2 protein-coding genes and 4 pseudogenes are annotated in these 18,598 nt (G+C 68.5%); all 6 read right to left on the reverse strand.

Annotated elements, in window-relative coordinates:
• Positions 1-136 precede the first annotated feature (136 nt).
• Positions 137-6,688 carry a type I polyketide synthase gene (locus MOV08_RS43625; RefSeq protein ID WP_275311652.1) on the reverse strand — a complete coding sequence of 2,184 codons (6,552 nt, stop codon included), beginning with the start codon at positions 6,686-6,688 and terminating at the stop codon, positions 137-139.
• A 58-nt stretch (positions 6,689-6,746) separates the two neighbouring features.
• Positions 6,747-7,889: a phosphopantetheine-binding protein gene (locus MOV08_RS44435; protein ID WP_476718413.1), complete on the reverse strand. Its 1,143-nt coding sequence runs from the start codon at positions 7,887-7,889 to the stop codon at positions 6,747-6,749.
• Positions 7,878-11,092: pseudogene (locus MOV08_RS44375) on the reverse strand (type I polyketide synthase); the annotation flags it as partial. The pseudogene MOV08_RS44375 and the gene MOV08_RS44435, both read right to left, overlap by 12 nt.
• Positions 11,093-11,443: 351 nt before the next feature.
• Positions 11,444-13,354 (reverse strand): annotated as a pseudogene (locus MOV08_RS44380) (type I polyketide synthase); the annotation flags it as partial.
• Positions 13,255-16,305, reverse strand: a pseudogene (locus tag MOV08_RS43640) (type I polyketide synthase); the annotation flags it as partial. The pseudogenes MOV08_RS43640 and MOV08_RS44380, both read right to left, overlap by 100 nt.
• A gap of 53 nt (positions 16,306-16,358) precedes the next feature.
• Positions 16,359-18,574 (reverse strand): annotated as a pseudogene (locus MOV08_RS44385) (type I polyketide synthase).
• Positions 18,575-18,598: the final 24 nt, after the last annotated feature.

Below are 18,598 nucleotides of genomic sequence, written 5' to 3' on the forward strand. Positions count from 1 at the left end.
TTCTCAGGGCAGCGAAACCGCTGAGAACTGCCGCCGAATTCACCGGCCCCCACGCGGCGCTGGGATCCTGAAAGGAGATGACGAGAGACTAGACCGGGACGCGGCCTGCGGTAAAGACTCTCCTTCGCTGACGTGGTCAGCGCCCGACGCGCCCTCCCGCGGGCGGAAAATGTCCGGCGGCCACAAAGAACTCTATGTATTTCGCGAAGAGTTCTTCAGTCACCGGCGGGCACTGGATACCGCTGTCCAGCAAGGCGGCATCGGTCTCGCTGGTGTCGATGGGCGGGTAGAAGGAATCCGTTTCCGTGACCATGTACTCGAAGGCGTCGAGCAGTGGGGTCACCGCGTTGTCGTGGTCACCGCGTATGCATGCGCTCCACTCTCCCAATTCCTTCTCGGCCAAGGGGTAGCCGAGCGAGCGGAGATATTCAACACAGGTGGCCAGGCTCAGTGCGTTCTGGTTGAACAGATGGAACGTCCGGCCCGCGCTCTCTTCCTGCCGGGAAAGGCCGATGATGGCCGCGCTGGTGTAGTCGACCGGGAGCAGGTGGAACCGCCCACCACCGGTCGCGGGAACGGCGCCCGCCTGCACCATGCCCTTAAGGCTCAGCCAGACGAAGTCCTGTGTCTGGCAGGCACCGTTGATCTGGTCGCCGGAGATCACATGGACCCGGTAGACAGACACCGGCAGGCCGCGATCCCTGGCCAGCTCGATGACCTGCTCCGCCACCCACTTGCTCTGCACATACCCACTGGGCAGTGCCTCGCCGGGGCCCGTCGGGGCGTCGGTGCGCAGCGGTGCGTGACCGTCTCCGCCGCCGGCGAAGACCCCGGCGGTGGACACGTGGTGGACCGGGACGGTGCGGTGCCGGGCGGCCAACCGCAGAATCTCCTGTGTGCCCAGGACGTTGGCCGCCTTGAGATCCGAGTAGGGGCGCAGCCAGTGCACGGCGGCCCCGCAGTGGTAGACGACGTCGACACGGCGTGCCAACTCGTCGAAATCGACTTCGTCCAGCCCAAGGTGATTCTGCGTCAGGTCGCCTGAGTGCACCGTGATCCGCTCGGGATTCACCTCGTCCCAGACGCGGTACCACTCCAGATTGGCACGCAGTCGCTCCCATGCCCGGGCCCCGTCCTCGGCCCGTACCAGGCAGTGGACGCGTCCTCGGGTGGTACGCATCAGGTCACGCAGCATGAACGCCCCGAGGAAGCCGGTCGCGCCGGTGAGCAGGATCTCCTGCGGTTCGTGGACGGTGTGCGCGACCTCGGGGGCGGGCTGGATGTCGGCGTCGAGACGGATGTCCGCGGCGAAGTCCACCGCCGGCGCGGCGGCATGATCCGTCTGCGTACGGGAATCAGCGGTCTCCTGCTCAGCCACCACCTGGGTCAGCAGGAAATGGGCCAGCGCGGCCGGGGTGGGGTAGTCGAAGACCACCGTGGCCCGCAGCTTGGTTGCGGCGAACTCGTTGATGCGGTTGCGCAGCTCGACCGAGGTGAGGGAGTCGAACCCGAGAGCGGTGAAGGATTGCTCGGCGTCGATGCGCCCGGCGTCGGTGTGGCCAAGCACCTCGGCGACCTCCGCGAGCAGCCGGCGGACCAGGAACGCGAGCCGGTCTTCCGGGGCCAGCACGGCCAACTGCTCGGCGAGCGTGCCCCCACCGGTGCCGGTGTTGCGCGCCTTGCCACGGAACGGTGTACGCACCAGGGCACCCAGCACGGTGAGCGGCTTTCCCGGCTGACGTCGCATGGCCGCGATGTCCAGCGGGTTGGCCACCACGGCTGCCCGGTCCAGCTGAAGCGCGCTGTCGAGCATGGCCGGGCCGTCCTGGATCCCGACCGGTTTGAACCCGGCGCGGGCCATGCGCTTGAGATCGGTCTCGTCCAGTTGCCCGGTCATTCCCGAGATCTGTTCCCACAGTCCCCAGGCGACGGAGGTGGCGGACAGGCCGTTGGCCCGGCGGTGCTGGGCCAGGGCGTCCATGAAGACATTGGCAGCGGCGTAGTTGGACTGGCCCGGGCCGCCGATGGTGCCCGCGATGGAGGAGAAGAGGACGAACGCTGTGAGGTGCTGCTGGTCGCGGGTGAGGTCGTGGAGGTTCCAGGCCCCGTCGACCTTCGGGCGCAGCACGGCTTCGAGGCGCTCGGGAGTGAGGGCGTTGAACAGGCCGTCGTCCAGAACACCGGCGGTGTGGACGACACCGGTGAGCGGGTGCTCGTCCGGAATGACGTCCAGGGCAGCCCGGAGCGCGGCCCGGTCGGCGGCGTCGGCCGCGACAACGGTGACCTCAGCCCCCAATCCGGACAGTTCCGCGACGAGTTGGTCGGCACCTTCGGCCTTGAGACCGCGGCGGCTGGTGAGCAGCAGCCGTTTGATGCCGTGTTCGGCAATCAGATGGCGCGCGAAGAGAGCACCGAGCGTACCGGTACCACCGGTGATCAGAGTCGTCCCCTCCGGGTTCCAGGGAGCGGGACGGCGGGCGGCCCGGGCCGTCTGGACCCGCTGGAGGCGAGGGAGGAAGAGGCGGCCCTCGCGGATGGCTGCCTGGGGTTCGCCGCAGATCAGGAGGGCTTGGAGAGCTTCCAGCGGGTGCGGCGTGGCGGAGTCGAGGTCGGCGAGGGTGAGCCGGCCGGGGTGCTCCGACTGCGCCGAGCGCAGCAGGCCCCACAGGGCGGCTCGGGCTGGGGCCAGGTCTTCGGCGCCGTCGGAGGTACTCACGGCTCCTTGGGTGAGGACGATCAACGGGGTGTCGACGAGACGTTCGTCGGCCAGCCAGGCCTGGACGAGAGCGAGCGCGCGCCGGGTGGTGCGGTGGGCAGCGGCCGCCATGTCGTCCACATCAGCGTCAACGACCTCGTCCGTGTCGGCGAACGGAACAACTACAGCTGCCAGTCGAGCGCCGGACTCCACGGCACGGGCCACCGCCGGCACATCCGCGAAGCGCTCCGCCGCTCCGAACAGACCCGGTACGTCTGCTCCCAGCACGCCCCACGCCGCCGCCTCGGCCGGCCGCGGCACGGCCACCGGCGTCCAGTCGAGCTGGAAGAGCGCGTCCGGTGTGGCTTCCCACCCCCCGGCCAGTTGCTCGTGTGGGATTTCGTGGTAGGTGAGGTTGTCGATGGTGAGGAGGGGTTGTCCGGTTTGGTCGGTGAGGAGGGCGGTGGCGGTGTTGTGGCCGGTGCGGGTCAGTCGGATGTGTGCGGTGGTGGCGCCGGTGGCGTGGAGGCGTACGCCGTGCCATTCGGTGGGGAGGAGGAGGGTGCCTTCGCGGGGGAGGAAGGGGTGGTTGAGGAGGGCGGCGTCCAGCAAGGCCGGATGAATCCCGAAGTCACCGGAGCGGCCGATCTGTTTCTCGCTCAGCCGGACCTCGGAGAAGAGATCGTCTCCCTGCTGCCACACGGTCCGTTCGAGGTCGGTGTCCTCGGCCCCCTGTGGCGGCCACTGGCCGAGCGCGGGCACAACCCCGGGAACGGAAAAGGAGAGTCGGGCGTGTGCGTGGCAGGTCCAGGGTGTGTCGTTGTTGTCGGGTCGGGTGTGGATGGTGAGGTTGTGGTGGTTGGTGTGGTCGGGGGTGGTGATGCGGACTTGGAGTTGGATGGCTTGGTGTGGGGGGAGGGTGAGGGGGGTGTGGAGGGTGAGGTGGTCGAGGGTGGTGGCGCCGTGGTGGTCGCCGGCGCGGATGGCGAGTTCGGTGAGGGTTGCTGGGGTGAGGGTGGTGGTGTTGCTCAGGGTGTGGTGGGTGAGCCAGGGGTGGGTGGTGAGGGAGAGGCGGGTGGTGAAGAGGGTTTCGTTGGTTTCGGCGAGGGTGATGGCGGTGCCGAGGAGGGGGTGGCCGGTGTCGGTGAGTCCTATGGCGGCGGCATCGGTTGTTTGCTGTCCGGCTTCCAGCCAGTAGCGGTTGTGTTGGAAGGCGTAGGTGGGGAGATCTACGCGGTGGGCGCCGGTGTTCTCGAAGAGCGCGGCCCAGTTGACGGAGGCGTCATGGGTCCAGGCGCGCGCGACGGAGGCGAGGTAGTGGTGGGGGCCGCCTTCGTTGCGGCGGAGGGTGGGCAGGGCTTGCGTGCGGGGAGCGTTGTGGGCTTCGGCGGTCTGCTCGATGCCGACGGTCATGACGGGGTGGGGGGAGACTTCGACGAAGAGTGCGTCGCCGTCGGCGAGGAGCGCGGCGACGGTTTCCTGGAACCGAACGGGGTGGCGAAGGTTGTCGTACCAGTAGACGGGATCGAGGGCGGTGCCGTCAGCCGGTGCGGCGCTCACCGTCGAGTAGAACGGGATGTGGGCGGCCAGGGGGACGATGCCCGAGAGCGCCTGTGCCAGTTCTGCGCGCAGGTCCTCGACTTGAGCAGAATGGGAGGCGTAGTCGACGGGGATGCGGCGAGCGTGGACGTGATGCGTGGCGCAGTGGGCGAGGAACTCGTCGAGTGCTCGGGCATCGCCGGAGACGACAGTGGTGGTGGGGCCGTTATGGGCGGCGATGGACAGCTGTTGGCCCCAGGACGCGATGAGGTCGGCGGTCCGGTCGGCGGGCAGCGTCAGGGAGGCCATGCCGCCGCGCCCGGTGAGGGTGCGCAGGATCTGGGCTCGGCGGGTGACGATGCGGGCGGCGTCGCGCAGTGTGAGTGCGCCGGCGATGTGGGCGGCGGCGATCTCGCCCTGTGAGGCGCCGATGACGGCGGCCGGTGTGATGCCGTGTGCCTGCCACAGGCGCGTTAGGGAGACCATCACGGCGAAGAGGGCGGGCTGGACGACGTCGACGCGGTCCAGATCCGGGGCTCCGGGTGTCTGCCGCAACACGTCCTGAAGGCTCCAGCCCTCCCAGTCGGTGAACTCGGCCAGGGCGTCTGCGCATTCCTCCAGGTGTTGTGCGAAGAGGGGTGTGGTGTCGAGGAGTTCGGTGGCCATGCCGGTCCACTGGGAGCCCTGTCCGGGGAAGACGAAGACCACCCGCTGCCCGGCTCGGCTGCCGGTGCCCGTGGCGGACGCGACGAGGTTGGGGGCTGGTGTGTCGTTGGCCAGCGCCCGCAGACCTGCGGTGAGTTCTTCCCGGTCGCGGCCTATCACGACTGCGCGATGATCGAGAGCCGAGCGTCCGGCCAGGGTGAATGCCATATCGACGGAGTCGAGTGCGGGATCGGACTCGACCCGACGCAACAGACGTCCCGCCTGGTTCCGCAGTGCCGTGGCGGACTTGGCGGACAGCACCCACGGCAGGGTGTGCGGCGCTACCGGTTCGCCGGCGGCCGGCTCGGTGTCCGCGGCCGGCGCCTCCTCAAGGATCACATGCGCGTTGGTGCCGCTCACTCCGAACGACGAGACCCCCGCGCGCCGTGCCCGCCCGGTATCCGGCCAGGGCCTTGCGTCGGTCAGCAACGCGACCGCCCCTGCCTCCCAGTCCACAAAGGGCGTTGGCTCATCGACATGGAGGGTCTTGGGCAGTACCCCGTGCCGTATGGCCTGGACCATCTTGATCACACCTCCGACACCAGCAGCGGCGACGGAGTGGCCGATGTTCGACTTGAACGACCCCAGATACAGCGGTCGGTCGGCGGGTCGGCCCTGGCCGTAGGTGGCCAACAGCGCCCGCGCCTCGATCGGGTCGCCAAGCCGCGTTCCCGTGCCGTGGGCCTCGACGGCGTCCACGTCGGCCGACGTGAGACGCGCGCCGGCCAGCGCCTCGCGGATGACGCGTTCCTGGGATGGGCCGCTGGGCGCCGTCAGGCCGTTGGATGCACCATCCTGATTGACCGCCGTGCCCCGCACGACGGCCAGCACCTGATGGCCGTTCTTACGCGCATCCGCGAGCCGCTCGACCAGAAGCAGGCCCACCCCCTCGGACCAACTGGTGCCGTCTGCCGCCGCGGCGAAGGACTTGCAGCGTCCGTCGGGCGCCAGCCCGCGCTGCCGCGAGAAGTCGACCATGCCACCCTGCGACCCCCACACCGAGACGCCGCCGGCCAGGGCGAGGTCCGATTCACCCCGGCGCAGCGACTGGACGGCAAGGTGCAGTGAGACCAGCGAGGACGAGCACGCCGTGTCCAGGGAGACCGCGGGGCCTTCGAACCCGAAGAAGTACGACACCCGGCCCGAGGCGACGCTGCTGAGCTTGCTCGTCATGAGATAGCCCTCCAGCTCCTCGGGACCGTTGAGGCCGAGATAGCTCTGTTCCACCAGCCCGGTGAACACACCGGTCCGGCTGCCCTTCAAGGATGCCGGGTCGATACCGGCGTTCTCGAAGGTCTCCCAGGCAGCCTCCAGAAGAAGCCGGTGCTGCGGGTCCATGGCCAGCGCCTCGCGCGGCGAGATACCGAAGAACGCGGCATCGAAGTGCGTCGCACCGCTGACGAACCCGCCTTCGCGGGTGTAGGCGGTACCAGGCTTGTCGGGGTCCGGGTCGTAGATCCGCTCGATATCCCAGCCGCGGTCGGTGGGAATCGGCTCGATGCCGTCGGTGCCGTGCAGAACCATCTGCCACAGCTCATCGGGCGAGGACACACCGCCTGGATAGCGGCAGGCCATCCCCACGATCGCGATCGGTGCCTCGCTGCCGGACTCCAGCTCCGCTACCCGCTGTCGAGTCTTCTGCAGGTCGGCGGTGACCCGCTTGAGGTAGGCAAGCAGCTTCTCTTCGTTGGTGCTCTCTTCGTTGGTGGACTCGGCGTTGGACGCGGTCTCGGACGTGGTGTGGGACATGCGAAGCCTCGGCCTTCCTAGGCGGTCGGAATGAATGCACGGGCGGGCGCCGTGGTGATCACTGCGGCGGGCCGAGCTCGGAGTCGATCAGAGCAAAGATCTCCTCCGCCGTGGCCGATTCGATCGCACCGGCCGCACCGGCCGCACCGGTGGCCCGCGCCGGCCCATCCGCCGCGTCAGCTGCCTCTCGTACCTTCGCCAGCAGGGTTTGCAGACGCACGCTGATCGCACTGTGGTCAAGACCCAGCTCGTCCCACGAACCAGCGGTCAGATCCGTCAAGGACGCCTCCAGCTGCTCCAGTCCAGCGATCAGCGGCGGCCTTGCCGAACTCTCGGGGACCACACGCGCCAGCAGCGCACCAGCGAGTGCGGCGGGGGTCGGATGCTCGAAGATCACCGTTGCGGGCAGCGGCACACCGGCCATCGCATTGAGCCGGTTACGCAGCTCGACCGCCAGGAGCGAGTCGAAGCCCAGCTCCTGAAAGGCCCGGTCCGGATCGATCGCGGCGCTGTCCCGGTACCCCAGAACGGATGCCACCTCAGTACGGATCAGATGCAGGGTCAACTGCTCTTGCTCCTGCGGGGACAGCCCGGACAGGCGGTCGGCGAGCGAGGCGATGGCTCCGGCTGCCGAGCCGGTCGTGGCTGCGGTGCGGCGGACCGGACCCCGAGGACCAGGGAGCTGCATGCCGCCACCGCATCCGGCCGCGGGGACCAGTTGCTCGTGTGGGATTTCGTGGTAGGTGAGGTTGTCGATGGTGAGGAGGGGTTGTCCGGTTTGGTCGGTGAGGAGGGCGGTGGCGGTGTTGTCGCCGGTGCGGGTCAGCCGGATGTGTGCGGTGGTGGCGCCGGTGGCGTGGAGGCGTACGCCGTGCCATTCGGTGGGGAGGAGGAGGGTGCCTTCGCGGGGGAGGAAGGGGTGGTTGAGGAGGGCGGCGTCCAGCAAGGCCGGATGAATCCCAAACCGGGACACGTCCTGAAGTGACTCGGCGAGGTCCTCCACGGGCACCTCCGCCTCGATGACCGCGCCGCTCCCGTCACCGCTCGGCGTCGATGCTGCGATCCAGGCGTCGACGTCGAAGTCACCGCACTCCTCAGTGAGGAGTCGGGCGTGTGCGTGGCAGGTCCAGGGTGTGTCGTTGTTGTCGGGTCGGGTGTGGATGGTGAGGTTGTGGTGGTTGGTGTGGTCGGGGGTGGTGATGCGGACTTGGAGTTGGATGGCTTGGTGTGGGGGGAGGGTGAGGGGGGTGTGGAGGGTGAGGTGGTCGAGGGTGGTGGCGCCGTGGTGGTCGCCGGCGCGGATGGCGAGTTCGGTGAGGGTTGCTGGGGTGAGGGTGGTGGTGTTGCTCAGGGTGTGGTGGGTGAGCCAGGGGTGGGTGGTGAGGGAGAGGCGGGTGGTGAAGAGGGTTTCGTTGGTTTCGGCGAGGGTGATGGCGGTGCCGAGGAGGGGGTGGCCGGTGTCGGTGAGTCCTATGGCGGCGGCATCGGTTGTTTGCTGTCCGGCTTCCAGCCAGTAGCGGTTGTGTTGGAAGGGGTAGGTGGGGAGGTCGGTGTGGTGGGTGTGGGGGAGGAGGGTGTGCCAGTTGGGGGTGGTGCCGGTGGTGTGGAGTTGGGTGAGGGTGGTGGTGAGGGTGTGGGGTTCGGGGTGGTTGTGGCGGAGGGTGGGGTGGGCGTTGATGGTGGGGTTGGTGTTGCGGGTGTGGGTGGTGAGGGTGGTGTCGGGGCCGAGTTCGAGGAGGGTGGTGGTGCCGTGGTGGGTGAGGGTGTGGAGGGCGTCGGCGTAGCGGACGGTGTTGCGGAGTTGGTCGACCCAGTATTGGGGGTTGGTGAGTTCGTTGGTGGTGAGGTTGCCGGTGAGGGTGGAGACGATGGGGATGGTGGGGGTGTGGTAGGTGAGTTCCTGTGTGATGGCGTGGAATTGGTTGAGGATGGGGTCCATGTGGGGGGAGTGGAAGGCGTGGGAGACGGTGAGGCGTTTGGTTTTGTGGCCTTGTTGTTGGAGTGTTTTGGCGATGTGTTGGGCGGTGTGGTGGTCGCCGGATATGACGAGTGAGGTGGGGTCGTTGATGGCGGCGATGCTTAGGTGGTGTTCGTGGCCGGTGAGGTGGGGGGTGAGGTCGTTTTCGGTGGCTTGGATGGCGATCATGGTGCCGCCGGTGGGGAGGGTTTGCATGAGGTGGCCTCGGGCGGTGACGAGGCGGGCGGCGTCGGGGAGGGTGAGGATGCCGGCGATGTGGGCGGCGGTGAGTTCGCCGATGGAGTGTCCGACGAGGATGTCGGGGTGGATGTTGAAGGTGGTGAGGAGGTGGTGGAGGGCGACTTCGAGGGCGAAGAGGGCGGGTTGGGTGTAGGCGGTGTTGTGGAGTTGGTGGCCGGTGGTGATGGTGTGGTGGAGGGGTTGGTCGAGGTAGGGGTCCAGTGCGGTGCAGACGGTGTCGAAGGCTTCGGCGTAGGCGGGGTAGGTGTGGTACAGCTCCATGCCCATACCGACCCGTTGCGCGCCTTGCCCCGTGAAAGCAAAGGCGAGCTTGCCGTCCGTTGGGACCCCCTGCACCACCCCCGCGACCGGCTCGCCCGACGCCAGGGCGCACAGGTTCGCGATGAGTTCGTCGCGGTTGCGTCCGATGACGGCGGCGCGGTGGTCCAGGGCGGTTCGCTTTGTGGCGAGGGTGAAGGCTATATCGATGGGGTCGAGCGAGGGATCGTTCTCGACCCGGCTTAGCAGTCGTGCGGCCTGGTCCCGTACAGCCTTGTCGGTCTTGCCGGACAGCACCCACGGCACCACCGGAACGGGCGCGGGCTCCTCGGTGGCTGTTGCCGTTGTCTCCTCTGCGGGTGCTTGTTCGAGGATGAGGTGTGCGTTGGTGCCGCTGATGCCGAAGGCGGAGATGGCGGCGCGGCGTGGGTGGTTGGTGTGGGGCCAGGGGTGGTTTCGGTGAGGAGGGTGAGGGGGGTGGTGTCCCAGTCGATGTGGTGGGTGGGTTCGTCGATGTGGAGGGTTTGGGGGAGGGTGCCGTGGTGCATGGCCTTGATCATTTTGATGACGCTGGCGATGCCTGCGGCGGCTTGGGTGTGGCCGATGTTGGATTTGAGGGAGCCGAGGTAGAGGGGTTGGTCGGTGGGTCGGTCGTGGCCGTAGGTGGCTTGTAGTGCCTGGGCTTCGATGGGGTCGCCGAGTGTGGTGCCGGTGCCGTGGGCTTCGATGGCGTCGATGTCGGTGGGGGTGAGTCCTGCGTTGGTGAGGGCTTGGCGGATGACGCGTTCTTGGGAGGGGCCGTTGGGGGCGGTCAGTCCGTTGCTGGCGCCGTCCTGGTTGATGGCGGAGCCGCGTAGTACGGCGAGGATGCGGTGGTTGTTCTTGCGGGCGTCGGAGAGGCGTTCGACGAGGAGGAGGCCCACGCCTTCGGACCAGGTTGCGCCGTCGGCGGCCTGGGCGAAGGGTTTGCAGTGGCCGTCGGGTGCCAGTCCGCGCTGGCGGGAGAACTCGATGAATGCCTGGGGGGTGGCCATGACGGTTGCTCCGCCGGCGAGGGCGAGGTCGCATTCGCCGGTGCGGAGGGCGCCTGCGGCCATGTGGAGGGCGACGAGGGAGGAGGAGCAGGCGGTGTCGATGGTGATGGCCGGGCCCTCCAGCCCGAAGACGTACGAGAGCCGACCCGAGGCGACACTGCCCGCGTTGCCGCTTGCCAGCAGACCTTGCAGATCCTCCGGGAAGCTGTGCACCTGAGAGGCGTAGTCGTGGTACATGACGCCGGTGAAGACTCCGGTGCGGCTGCCGCGGAGCTGCGGTGTGGTGATTCCGGCGTTCTCGAAGGTTTCCCAGGCGGTCTCCAGCAGCAGTCGCTGCTGCGGGTCGGTGGCCATTGCCTCCCTCGGGGACATGCCGAAGAACTCCGGGTCGAATTGGTCGGCGTCGTGGAGGAAGCCGCCGTGGCGGGCGTATGAGGTGCCGGGGTGTTCGGGGTCGGGGTGGTAGAGGCTTTCCAGGTCCCAGCCGCGGTTGGTCGGGAACTCGCCGATCGCGTCCCTGCCTTCCGCCACCAGGCGCCACAGGTCGTCGGGCGAGGTGACGCCGCCGGGATAGCGGCAGGCCATGCCGACGATGACGATCGGCTCGTCCACGCCGGCGACCGCAGCGGGCGCCGAGGCCGTCCCGGCGGGGGCGCCCGAGATCTGGGTGGCGAGGTGGGTGGCGAGGGCGGTGGGGTTGGGGTGGTCGAAGACGAGGGTGGTGGGTAGTCGCAGGCCGGTGGCGGTGGAGATCTCGTTGCGGAACTCGACTGCGGTGAGGGAGTCGAAGCCCAGGTCACGAAAGGCCTGTTCGGTGGCGATGGCGTCGGGGTTCGCATGGCCGAGCACCTTGGCGGCGTGGGTACGTACGAGGCTGATCAGCGCACTGTCGCGCTCCGAAGGTGCCAGCCCTGCCAGTCGTTCCGTCGCCGACCGACCGATTTCCTGTCGGGTGGTCGCGCGGCGGGTGGCTGATGGCGCGAGTCCGTGGAGGAGGACGGGGAGGTTGTGTCTGTGTGTGTGGAGGGTGGTGGTGTTGATGGGGGTGAGGGCGAGGGTTGTGTGGGGGGTGGTGTGTGTGGTGTCGAAGAGGGTGAGGGCGTGGTGGGTGGTGAGGGGTTGGATTCCGGTGCGGGTGAGGCGTTGGTGGTCGGTGTGGGTGAGGTGGTGGGTGAGGGTGCTGGTGTCTTGCCAGAGGCCCCAGGCGAGGGAGGTGGCGGGTTGGTTGTTGGTGTGGCGGTGGTGGGCGAGGGCGTCGAGGAAGGTGTTGGCGGCGGCGTAGTTGGCTTGGGCGGGGGTGCCGAGGAGGCCGGCGAGGGAGGAGTAGAGGATGAAGGTTTTGAGGTGGGGGTGGTGTTGGGTGAGTTGGTGGAGGTTCCAGGCTGCGTCGATTTTGGGTTTGAGGACGGTGTGGAGTTGGTGGGGGGTGAGGGTGGTGAGGGGGGCGTCGTCGAGGGTGCCGGCGGTGTGGATGACGGCGGTGAGGGGGTGTTCGGTGGGGATGGTGTCCAGGAGTGCGGCCAGGGCGTCGCGGTTGGCTGCGTCGCAGGCCACGATGGTGGTCTGGGTTCCCAACTGGTGTAGTTCTTCTTGGAGTTCTGCTGCGCCGGGGGTGTTGGGGCCTTGGCGGCTGGTGAGGAGGAGGTGTTGGGCGCCGTGGTGGGTGGCGAGGTGGCGGGCGAGGTGGCTGCCGAGGGTGCCGGTGCCGCCGGTGATCAGGATGGTGCCCTCGCTCCAGTCGGGGGGTGTGGTGGTGGGGTCGGGGGTGGTGCGGGCCAGGCGGGGGATGAGGAACTGGTTGTTGCGGAGGGCGAGTTGTGGCTCGTCCAGGGCCAGGGCGGTGGCCAGGGCGGTGGGTAGGGCGGTGGTGTGGTCGGTGTCGATGAGGTGGATGCGGTCGGGGTGTTCGGTTTGGGCGGTGCGGATCAGGCCCCAGATGGCGGCGTGGGTCAGGTCGGTGACGTCCTCGGTGGGGTTGGTGGCGATGGCGTGGTGGGTGACGATGGTCAGGCGGGTGGCGGCGAACCGGTCGTCGGCCAGCCAGGTCTGCAGTGTCTGAAGGGTGTGGTGGAGGGCGGCGTGGGCTCGCTCGGGTGCGTCCCCGCTCACCGGTCCGTCTTCGGTCAGTGCCAGGATCACCACCGGTGGCGCGTCCGCACCGTCGTCCACCGCCCGCGACAGTGCGTCCAGATCGGTGTAATGACGCCCCGGTTCAAGGTCTGTGCAAGGACCGATGACAGCCCAGGCATCCGAATACGAGGGCGATTCGGACGGTGCCGGTACCGGCCGCCACTCCACATGAAAGAGCCCGTCGCGGACGGCAGGGGCGGCAGCCCGCAGGGTGTCCAGGGACAACGGGCGGGTGGTGACGGCGTCGATGGTGGCGACCGGAGCCCCGGCGCCGTCGGCGATGGTGAGGGAGACGGACTCCGTTCCCGTACGAGTGAGGCGGGCGCGGAGGGTAGAGGCGCCGCCGGCCTGAATTTCGATGCCTGACCAGGCGAAGGGGAGAGCTGCTTCGACGTCGTCGTCCGCGATGCCCGGAAGGAGGGCGTGGAAGGCGGCATCCAGCAGAGCCGGGTGGAGGTGGAAGCGGTCGAGGTCTGCGTGCAATTCGCCGTCGAGGCCGATCTCGGCGTACACGGTGTTCTCGGTGCTGTGCTTCCACGCGCGGCGCAGGCCCTGGAAGGCAGGACCGTACTCGTAACCCTGGTCGGCCAGGCGCTCGTAGCCGCCGGTGAGATCGAGCTCGGTGGCATTGCTCGGCGGCCAGGAAGCGAAGTCGGTGTGGACGGTGGCCGGTGCCGCTGACCTGGCGGTGAGCGTGCCACCGCCGTGCCGCACCCATGCGGCATCCGCGCGCTCGGTCTCGGGACGGGCGTGGATATCGAAGGTGCGGCGCCCCGCTTCGTCCTCGGCGCCGACTGTCAACTGCAGGTGAAGGCCCCCGCGTTCGGGAAGCATCAGTGGCGCGGTGAGGGTGAGCTCCTCGACCTGTCCGGCGCCGACCTGCTCGGCCGCGTGTAGGGCCAGCTCCAGCAGGACGGTTCCGGGAATCAGATGTGTGCCCGCGACCGCGTGATCGAGCAGCCAGGGGTGGCTGTGTAGGGAAAGCCGCCCGGTGAACACGTACTCGTCGCGCTCGGCCAGCGCCACCGTGGCGGCGAGCAAGGGGTGGTCTGTGGGGTTGAGCCCAAGTCCTGTTGCATTGCCCGTGGTTGCAGGGTGGTTGAACCAGTAGCGGTTGTGTTGGAAGGGGTAGGTGGGGAGGTCGGTGTGGTGGGTGTGGGGGAGGAGGGTGTGCCAGTTGGGGGTGGTGCCGGTGGTGTGGAGTTGGGTGAGGGTGGTGGTGAGGGTGTGGGGTTCGGGGTGGTTGTGGCGGAGGGTGGGGTGGGCGTTGATGGTGGGGTTGGTGTTGCGGGTGTGGGTGGTGAGGGTGGTGTCGGGGCCGAGTTCGAGGAGGGTGGTGGTGCCGTGGTGGGTGAGGGTGTGGAGGGCGTCGGCGTAGCGGACGGTGTTGCGGAGTTGGTCGACCCAGTATTGGGGGTTGGTGAGTTCGTTGGTGGTGAGGTTGCCGGTGAGGGTGGAGACGATGGGGATGGTGGGGGTGTGGTAGGTGAGTTCCTGTGTGATGGCGTGGAATTGGTTGAGGATGGGGTCCATGTGGGGGAGTGGAAGGCGTGGGAGACGGTGAGGCGTTTGGTTTTGTGGCCTTGTTGTTGGAGTGTTTTGGCGATGTGTTGGGCGGTGTGGTGGTCGCCGGATATGACGAGTGAGGTGGGGTCGTTGATGGCGGCGATGCTTAGGTGGTGTTCGTGGCCGGTGAGGTGGGGGGTGAGGTCGTTTTCGGTGGCTTGGATGGCGATCATGGTGCCGCCGGTGGGGAGGGTTTGCATGAGGTGGCCTCGGGCGGTGACGAGGCGGGCGGCGTCGGGGAGGGTGAGGATGCCGGCGATGTGGGCGGCGGTGAGTTCGCCGATGGAGTGTCCGACGAGGATGTCGGGGTGGATGTTGAAGGTGGTGAGGAGGTGGTGGAGGGCGACTTCGAGGGCGAAGAGGGCGGGTTGGGTGTAGGCGGTGTTGTGGAGTTGGTGGCCGGTGGTGATGGTGTGGTGGAGGGGTTGGTCGAGGTAGGGGTCCAGTGCGGTGCAGACGGTGTCGAAGGCTTCGGCGTAGGCGGGGTAGGTGTGGTACAGCTCCATGCCCATACCGACCCGTTGCGCGCCTTGCCCCGTGAAAGCAAAGGCGAGCTTGCCGTCCGTTGGGACCCCCTGCACCACCCCCGCGACCGGCTCGCCCGACGCCAGGGCGCACAGGTTCGCGATGAGTTCGTCGCGGTTGCGTCCGATGACGGCGGCGCGGTGGTCCAGGGCGGTTCGCTTTGTGGCGAGGGTGAAGGCTATATCGATGGGGTCGAGCGAGGGATCGTTCTCGACCCGGCTTAGCAGTCGTGCGGCCTGGTCCCGTACAGCCTTGTCGGTCTTGCCGGACAGCACCCACGGCACCACCGGAACGGGCGCGGGCTCCTCGGTGGCTGTTGCCGTTGTCTCCTCTGCGGGTGCTTGTTCGAGGATGAGGTGCGCGTTGGTGCCGCTGATACCGAAGGAGGAGATACCCGCGCGGCGTGGTCGGTCTGTCTCTGGCCAGGCGAGGGCCTCGGTGAGCAGGGAGAGATCGCCTGCGTCCCAGTCGACGTGGTGGCTGGGCTCATCGACGTGGAGGGTCTTGGGCAATACGCCATGGCGTATCGCCTGCACCATTTTGATGACGCTGGCGATGCCTGCGGCGGCTTGGGTGTGGCCGATGTTGGATTTGAGGGAGCCGAGGTAGAGGGGCTGGTTGGCGGGTCGGTCCTGGCCGTAGGTGGCCAGCAGTGCCTGGGCTTCGATGGGGTCCCCGAGGGGCGTACCGGTGCCGTGGGCCTCGACGGCGTCGATATCGGTGGCCACCAGTCCTGCGTTGGCCAGTGCCTGGCGGATGACGCGTTCTTGGGAGGGGCCGTTGGGGGCGGTCAGTCCGTTGCTGGCGCCGTCCTGGTTGATGGCGGAGCCGCGTAGTACGGCGAGGATGCGGTGGTTGTTCTTGCGGGCGTCGGAGAGGCGTTCGACGAGGAGGAGGCCCACGCCTTCGGACCAGGTTGCGCCGTCGGCGGCCTGGGCGAAGGGTTTGCAGTGGCCGTCGGGTGCCAGTCCGCGCTGGCGGGAGAACTCGATGAATGCCTGGGGGGTGGCCATGACGGTTGCTCCGCCGGCGAGGGCGAGGTCGCATTCGCCGGTGCGGAGGGCGCCTGCGGCCATGTGGAGGGCGACGAGGGAGGAGGAGCAGGCGGTGTCGATGGTGATGGCCGGGCCCTCCAGCCCGAAGACGTACGAGAGCCGACCCGAGGCGACACTGCCCGCGATACCACCGACCAGAAAGCCCTCCAACTCCTGAGGGACGGTGTGCGTCTGTGGCGCGTAGTCGTGGTACATGACGCCGGTGAAGACTCCGGTGCGGCTGCCGCGGAGCTGCGGTGTGGTGATTCCGGCGTTCTCGAAGGTTTCCCAGGCGGTCTCCAGCAGCAGTCGCTGCTGCGGGTCGGTGGCCATTGCCTCCCTCGGGGACATGCCGAAGAACTCCGGGTCGAATTGGTCGGCGTCGTGGAGGAAGCCGCCGTGGCGGGCGTATGAGGTGCCGGGGTGTTCGGGGTCGGGGTGGTAGAGGCTTTCCAGGTCCCAGCCGCGGTTGGTCGGGAACTCGCCGATCGCGTCCCTGCCTTCCGCCACCAGGCGCCACAGGTCGTCGGGCGAGGTGACGCCGCCGGGATAGCGGCAGGCCATGCCGACGATGACGATCGGCTCGTCCACGCCGGCGACCGCAGCGGGCGCCGAGGCCGTCCCGGCGGGGGCGCCCGAGATCTGGGTGGCGAGGTGGGTGGCGAGGGCGGTGGGGTTGGGGTGGTCGAAGACGAGGGTGGTGGGTAGTCGCAGGCCGGTGGCGGTGGTGAGTTGGTTGCGGAACTCGACTGCGGTGAGGGAGTCGAAGCCGAGTTCTTGGAAGGAGCGGTCGGCTGCGATGGCGGTGTGGTCGGGGTGTCCGAGGACGGCGGCGGTGTGGGTGCGGACGAGATCGGTCAGTAGGCGGTCCCGTTCGGTGGTCGGAAGGTTCGCCAGGCGTTGGGTCAGTGACGGTCCGGCTTGCTGTTGGGCTGTGGTGCGGCGGGTGGTGGGGGTGAGGTCGCGGAGGAGGGGGGTGGGGTTGTGTTGTTGTCGGAGGGTGGTGGTGTTGATGGGGGTGAGGGCGAGGGTTGTGTGGGGGGTGGTGTGTGTGGTGTCGAAGAGGGTGAGGGCGTGGTGGGTGGTGAGGGGTTGGATTCCGGTGCGGGTGAGGCGTTGGTGGTCGGTGTGGGTGAGGTGGTGGGTGAGGGTGCTGGTGTCTTGCCAGAGGCCCCAGGCGAGGAGGTGGCGGGTTGGTTGTTGGTGTGGCGGTGGTGGGCGAGGGCGTCGAGGAAGGTGTTGGCGGCGGCGTAGTTGGCTTGGGCGGGGGTGCCGAGGAGGCCGGCGAGGGAGGAGTAGAGGATGAAGGTTTTGAGGTGGGGGTGGTGTTGGGTGAGTTGGTGGAGGTTCCAGGCTGCGTCGATTTTGGGTTTGAGGACGGTGTGGAGTTGGTGGGGGGTGAGGGTGGTGAGGGGGGCGTCGTCGAGGGTGCCGGCGGTGTGGATGACGGCGGTGAGGGGTGTTCGGTGGGGATGGTGTCCAGGAGTGCGGCCAGGGCGTCGCGGTTGGCTGCGTCGCAGGCCACGATGGTGGTCTGGGTTCCCAACTGGTGTAGTTCTTCTTGGAGTTCTGCTGCGCCGGGGGTGTTGGGGCCTTGGCGGCTGGTGAGGAGGAGGTGTTGGGCGCCGTGGTGGGTGGCGAGGTGGGTGGCGAGGTGGCTGCCGAGGGTGCCGGTGCCGCCGGTGATCAGGATGGTGCCCTCGCTCCAGTCGGGGGGTGTGGTGGTGGGGTCGGGGGTGGCGCGGGCCAGGCGGGGGATGAGGAACTGGTTGTTGCGGAGGGCGAGTTGTGGCTCGTCCAGGGCCAGGGCGGTGGCCAGGGCGGTGGGTAGGGCGGTGGTGTGGTCGGTGTCGATGAGGTGGATGCGGTCGGGGTGTTCGGTTTGGGCGGTGCGGATCAGGCCCCAGATGGCGGCGTGGGTCAGGTCGGTGACGTCCTCGTCCGGGCTGATGGCGATGGCGTGGTGGGTGACGATGGTCAGGCGGGTGGCGGCGAACCGGTCGTCGGCCAGCCAGGTCTGCAGTGTCTGAAGGGTGTGGTGGAGGGCGGCGTGGGCTCGCTCGGGTACGTCCCCGCTCACCGGTCCGTCTTCGGTCAGTGCCAGGATCACCACCGGTGGCGCGTCCGCACCGTCGTCCACCGCCCGCGACAGTGCGTCCAGATCGGCGTAATGACGCCCCGGTTCAAGGTCTGTGCAAGGACCGATGACAGCCCAGGCATCCGAATACGAGGGCGATTCGGACGGTGCCGGTACCGGCCGCCACTCCACATGAAAGAGCCCGTCGAGCGTGGTCGTCGCCGCGGCCGCGAGGGCGTCCTGCGCAAGGGGTCGGGTGGCAAGCGATTCGACGGTGGCGACGGGAGCGCCGGTCGCATCGGCGATGTCCAGGGCGACCGACTCGGCCCCGGTCCTGGCCAGACGGACGCGCAGTACCGACGCCCCCACGGCATGTACACGGACCCCGGACCAGGCGAACGGCAGGACCGCCGGCGCATCGTCCTCCACCACGCCCGGCAGCAGCGTGTGCAGGGCGGCGTCCAGCATGGCTGGGTGGACACCGAACAGGGCTGCCTCGGCGTGGAGTTCATCGTCAAGTGCGACCTCGGCGAACACCGCGCCGCCGGCCGTGCTCTTCCAGGCGCGCCGTAGGCCCTGGAAGGCCGGTCCGTACTCATAACCCCTCTCCGCCAGGCGCTCGTACGCACCGATCAGATCCACCTCTGTCGCCCCGGCCGGCGGCCAGGACGTCAGGGCGCGGGGCGCAGAGTCTGGAAGTTCGCTGGTTAGCACCCCGCGTGCATGCAGCGTCCACGGCCCGTCTTCGCCCGTATGGTCGAGCCGGGCGTGCACATCGATGCCGCGCTGCCCGCCCTCATCGGCTGAACCAACTGTCAACTGAAGCTGTACGCCACCGTGCTCGGGCAGCACGAGCGGCGCGGCGAGTGCGAGCTCCGTGACCCCGCTGCTCCCGACCTGCTCGGCGGCGTGCAGGGCCAGCTCCAGCAGCCCCGTCCCGGGAACCAACACCGTTCCCGCCACCGCATGATCCGTCAGCCAGGGGTGGGCCTGCCGCGACAGCCGCCCGGTGAACACATACTCGTCCCGCTCCGCCAACCCCACCGCCGCGCCCAGCAGCGGATGGCT

Source organism: Streptomyces yunnanensis, assembly GCF_029011865.1.
Lineage (GTDB): Bacteria > Actinomycetota > Actinomycetes > Streptomycetales > Streptomycetaceae > Streptomyces > Streptomyces yunnanensis.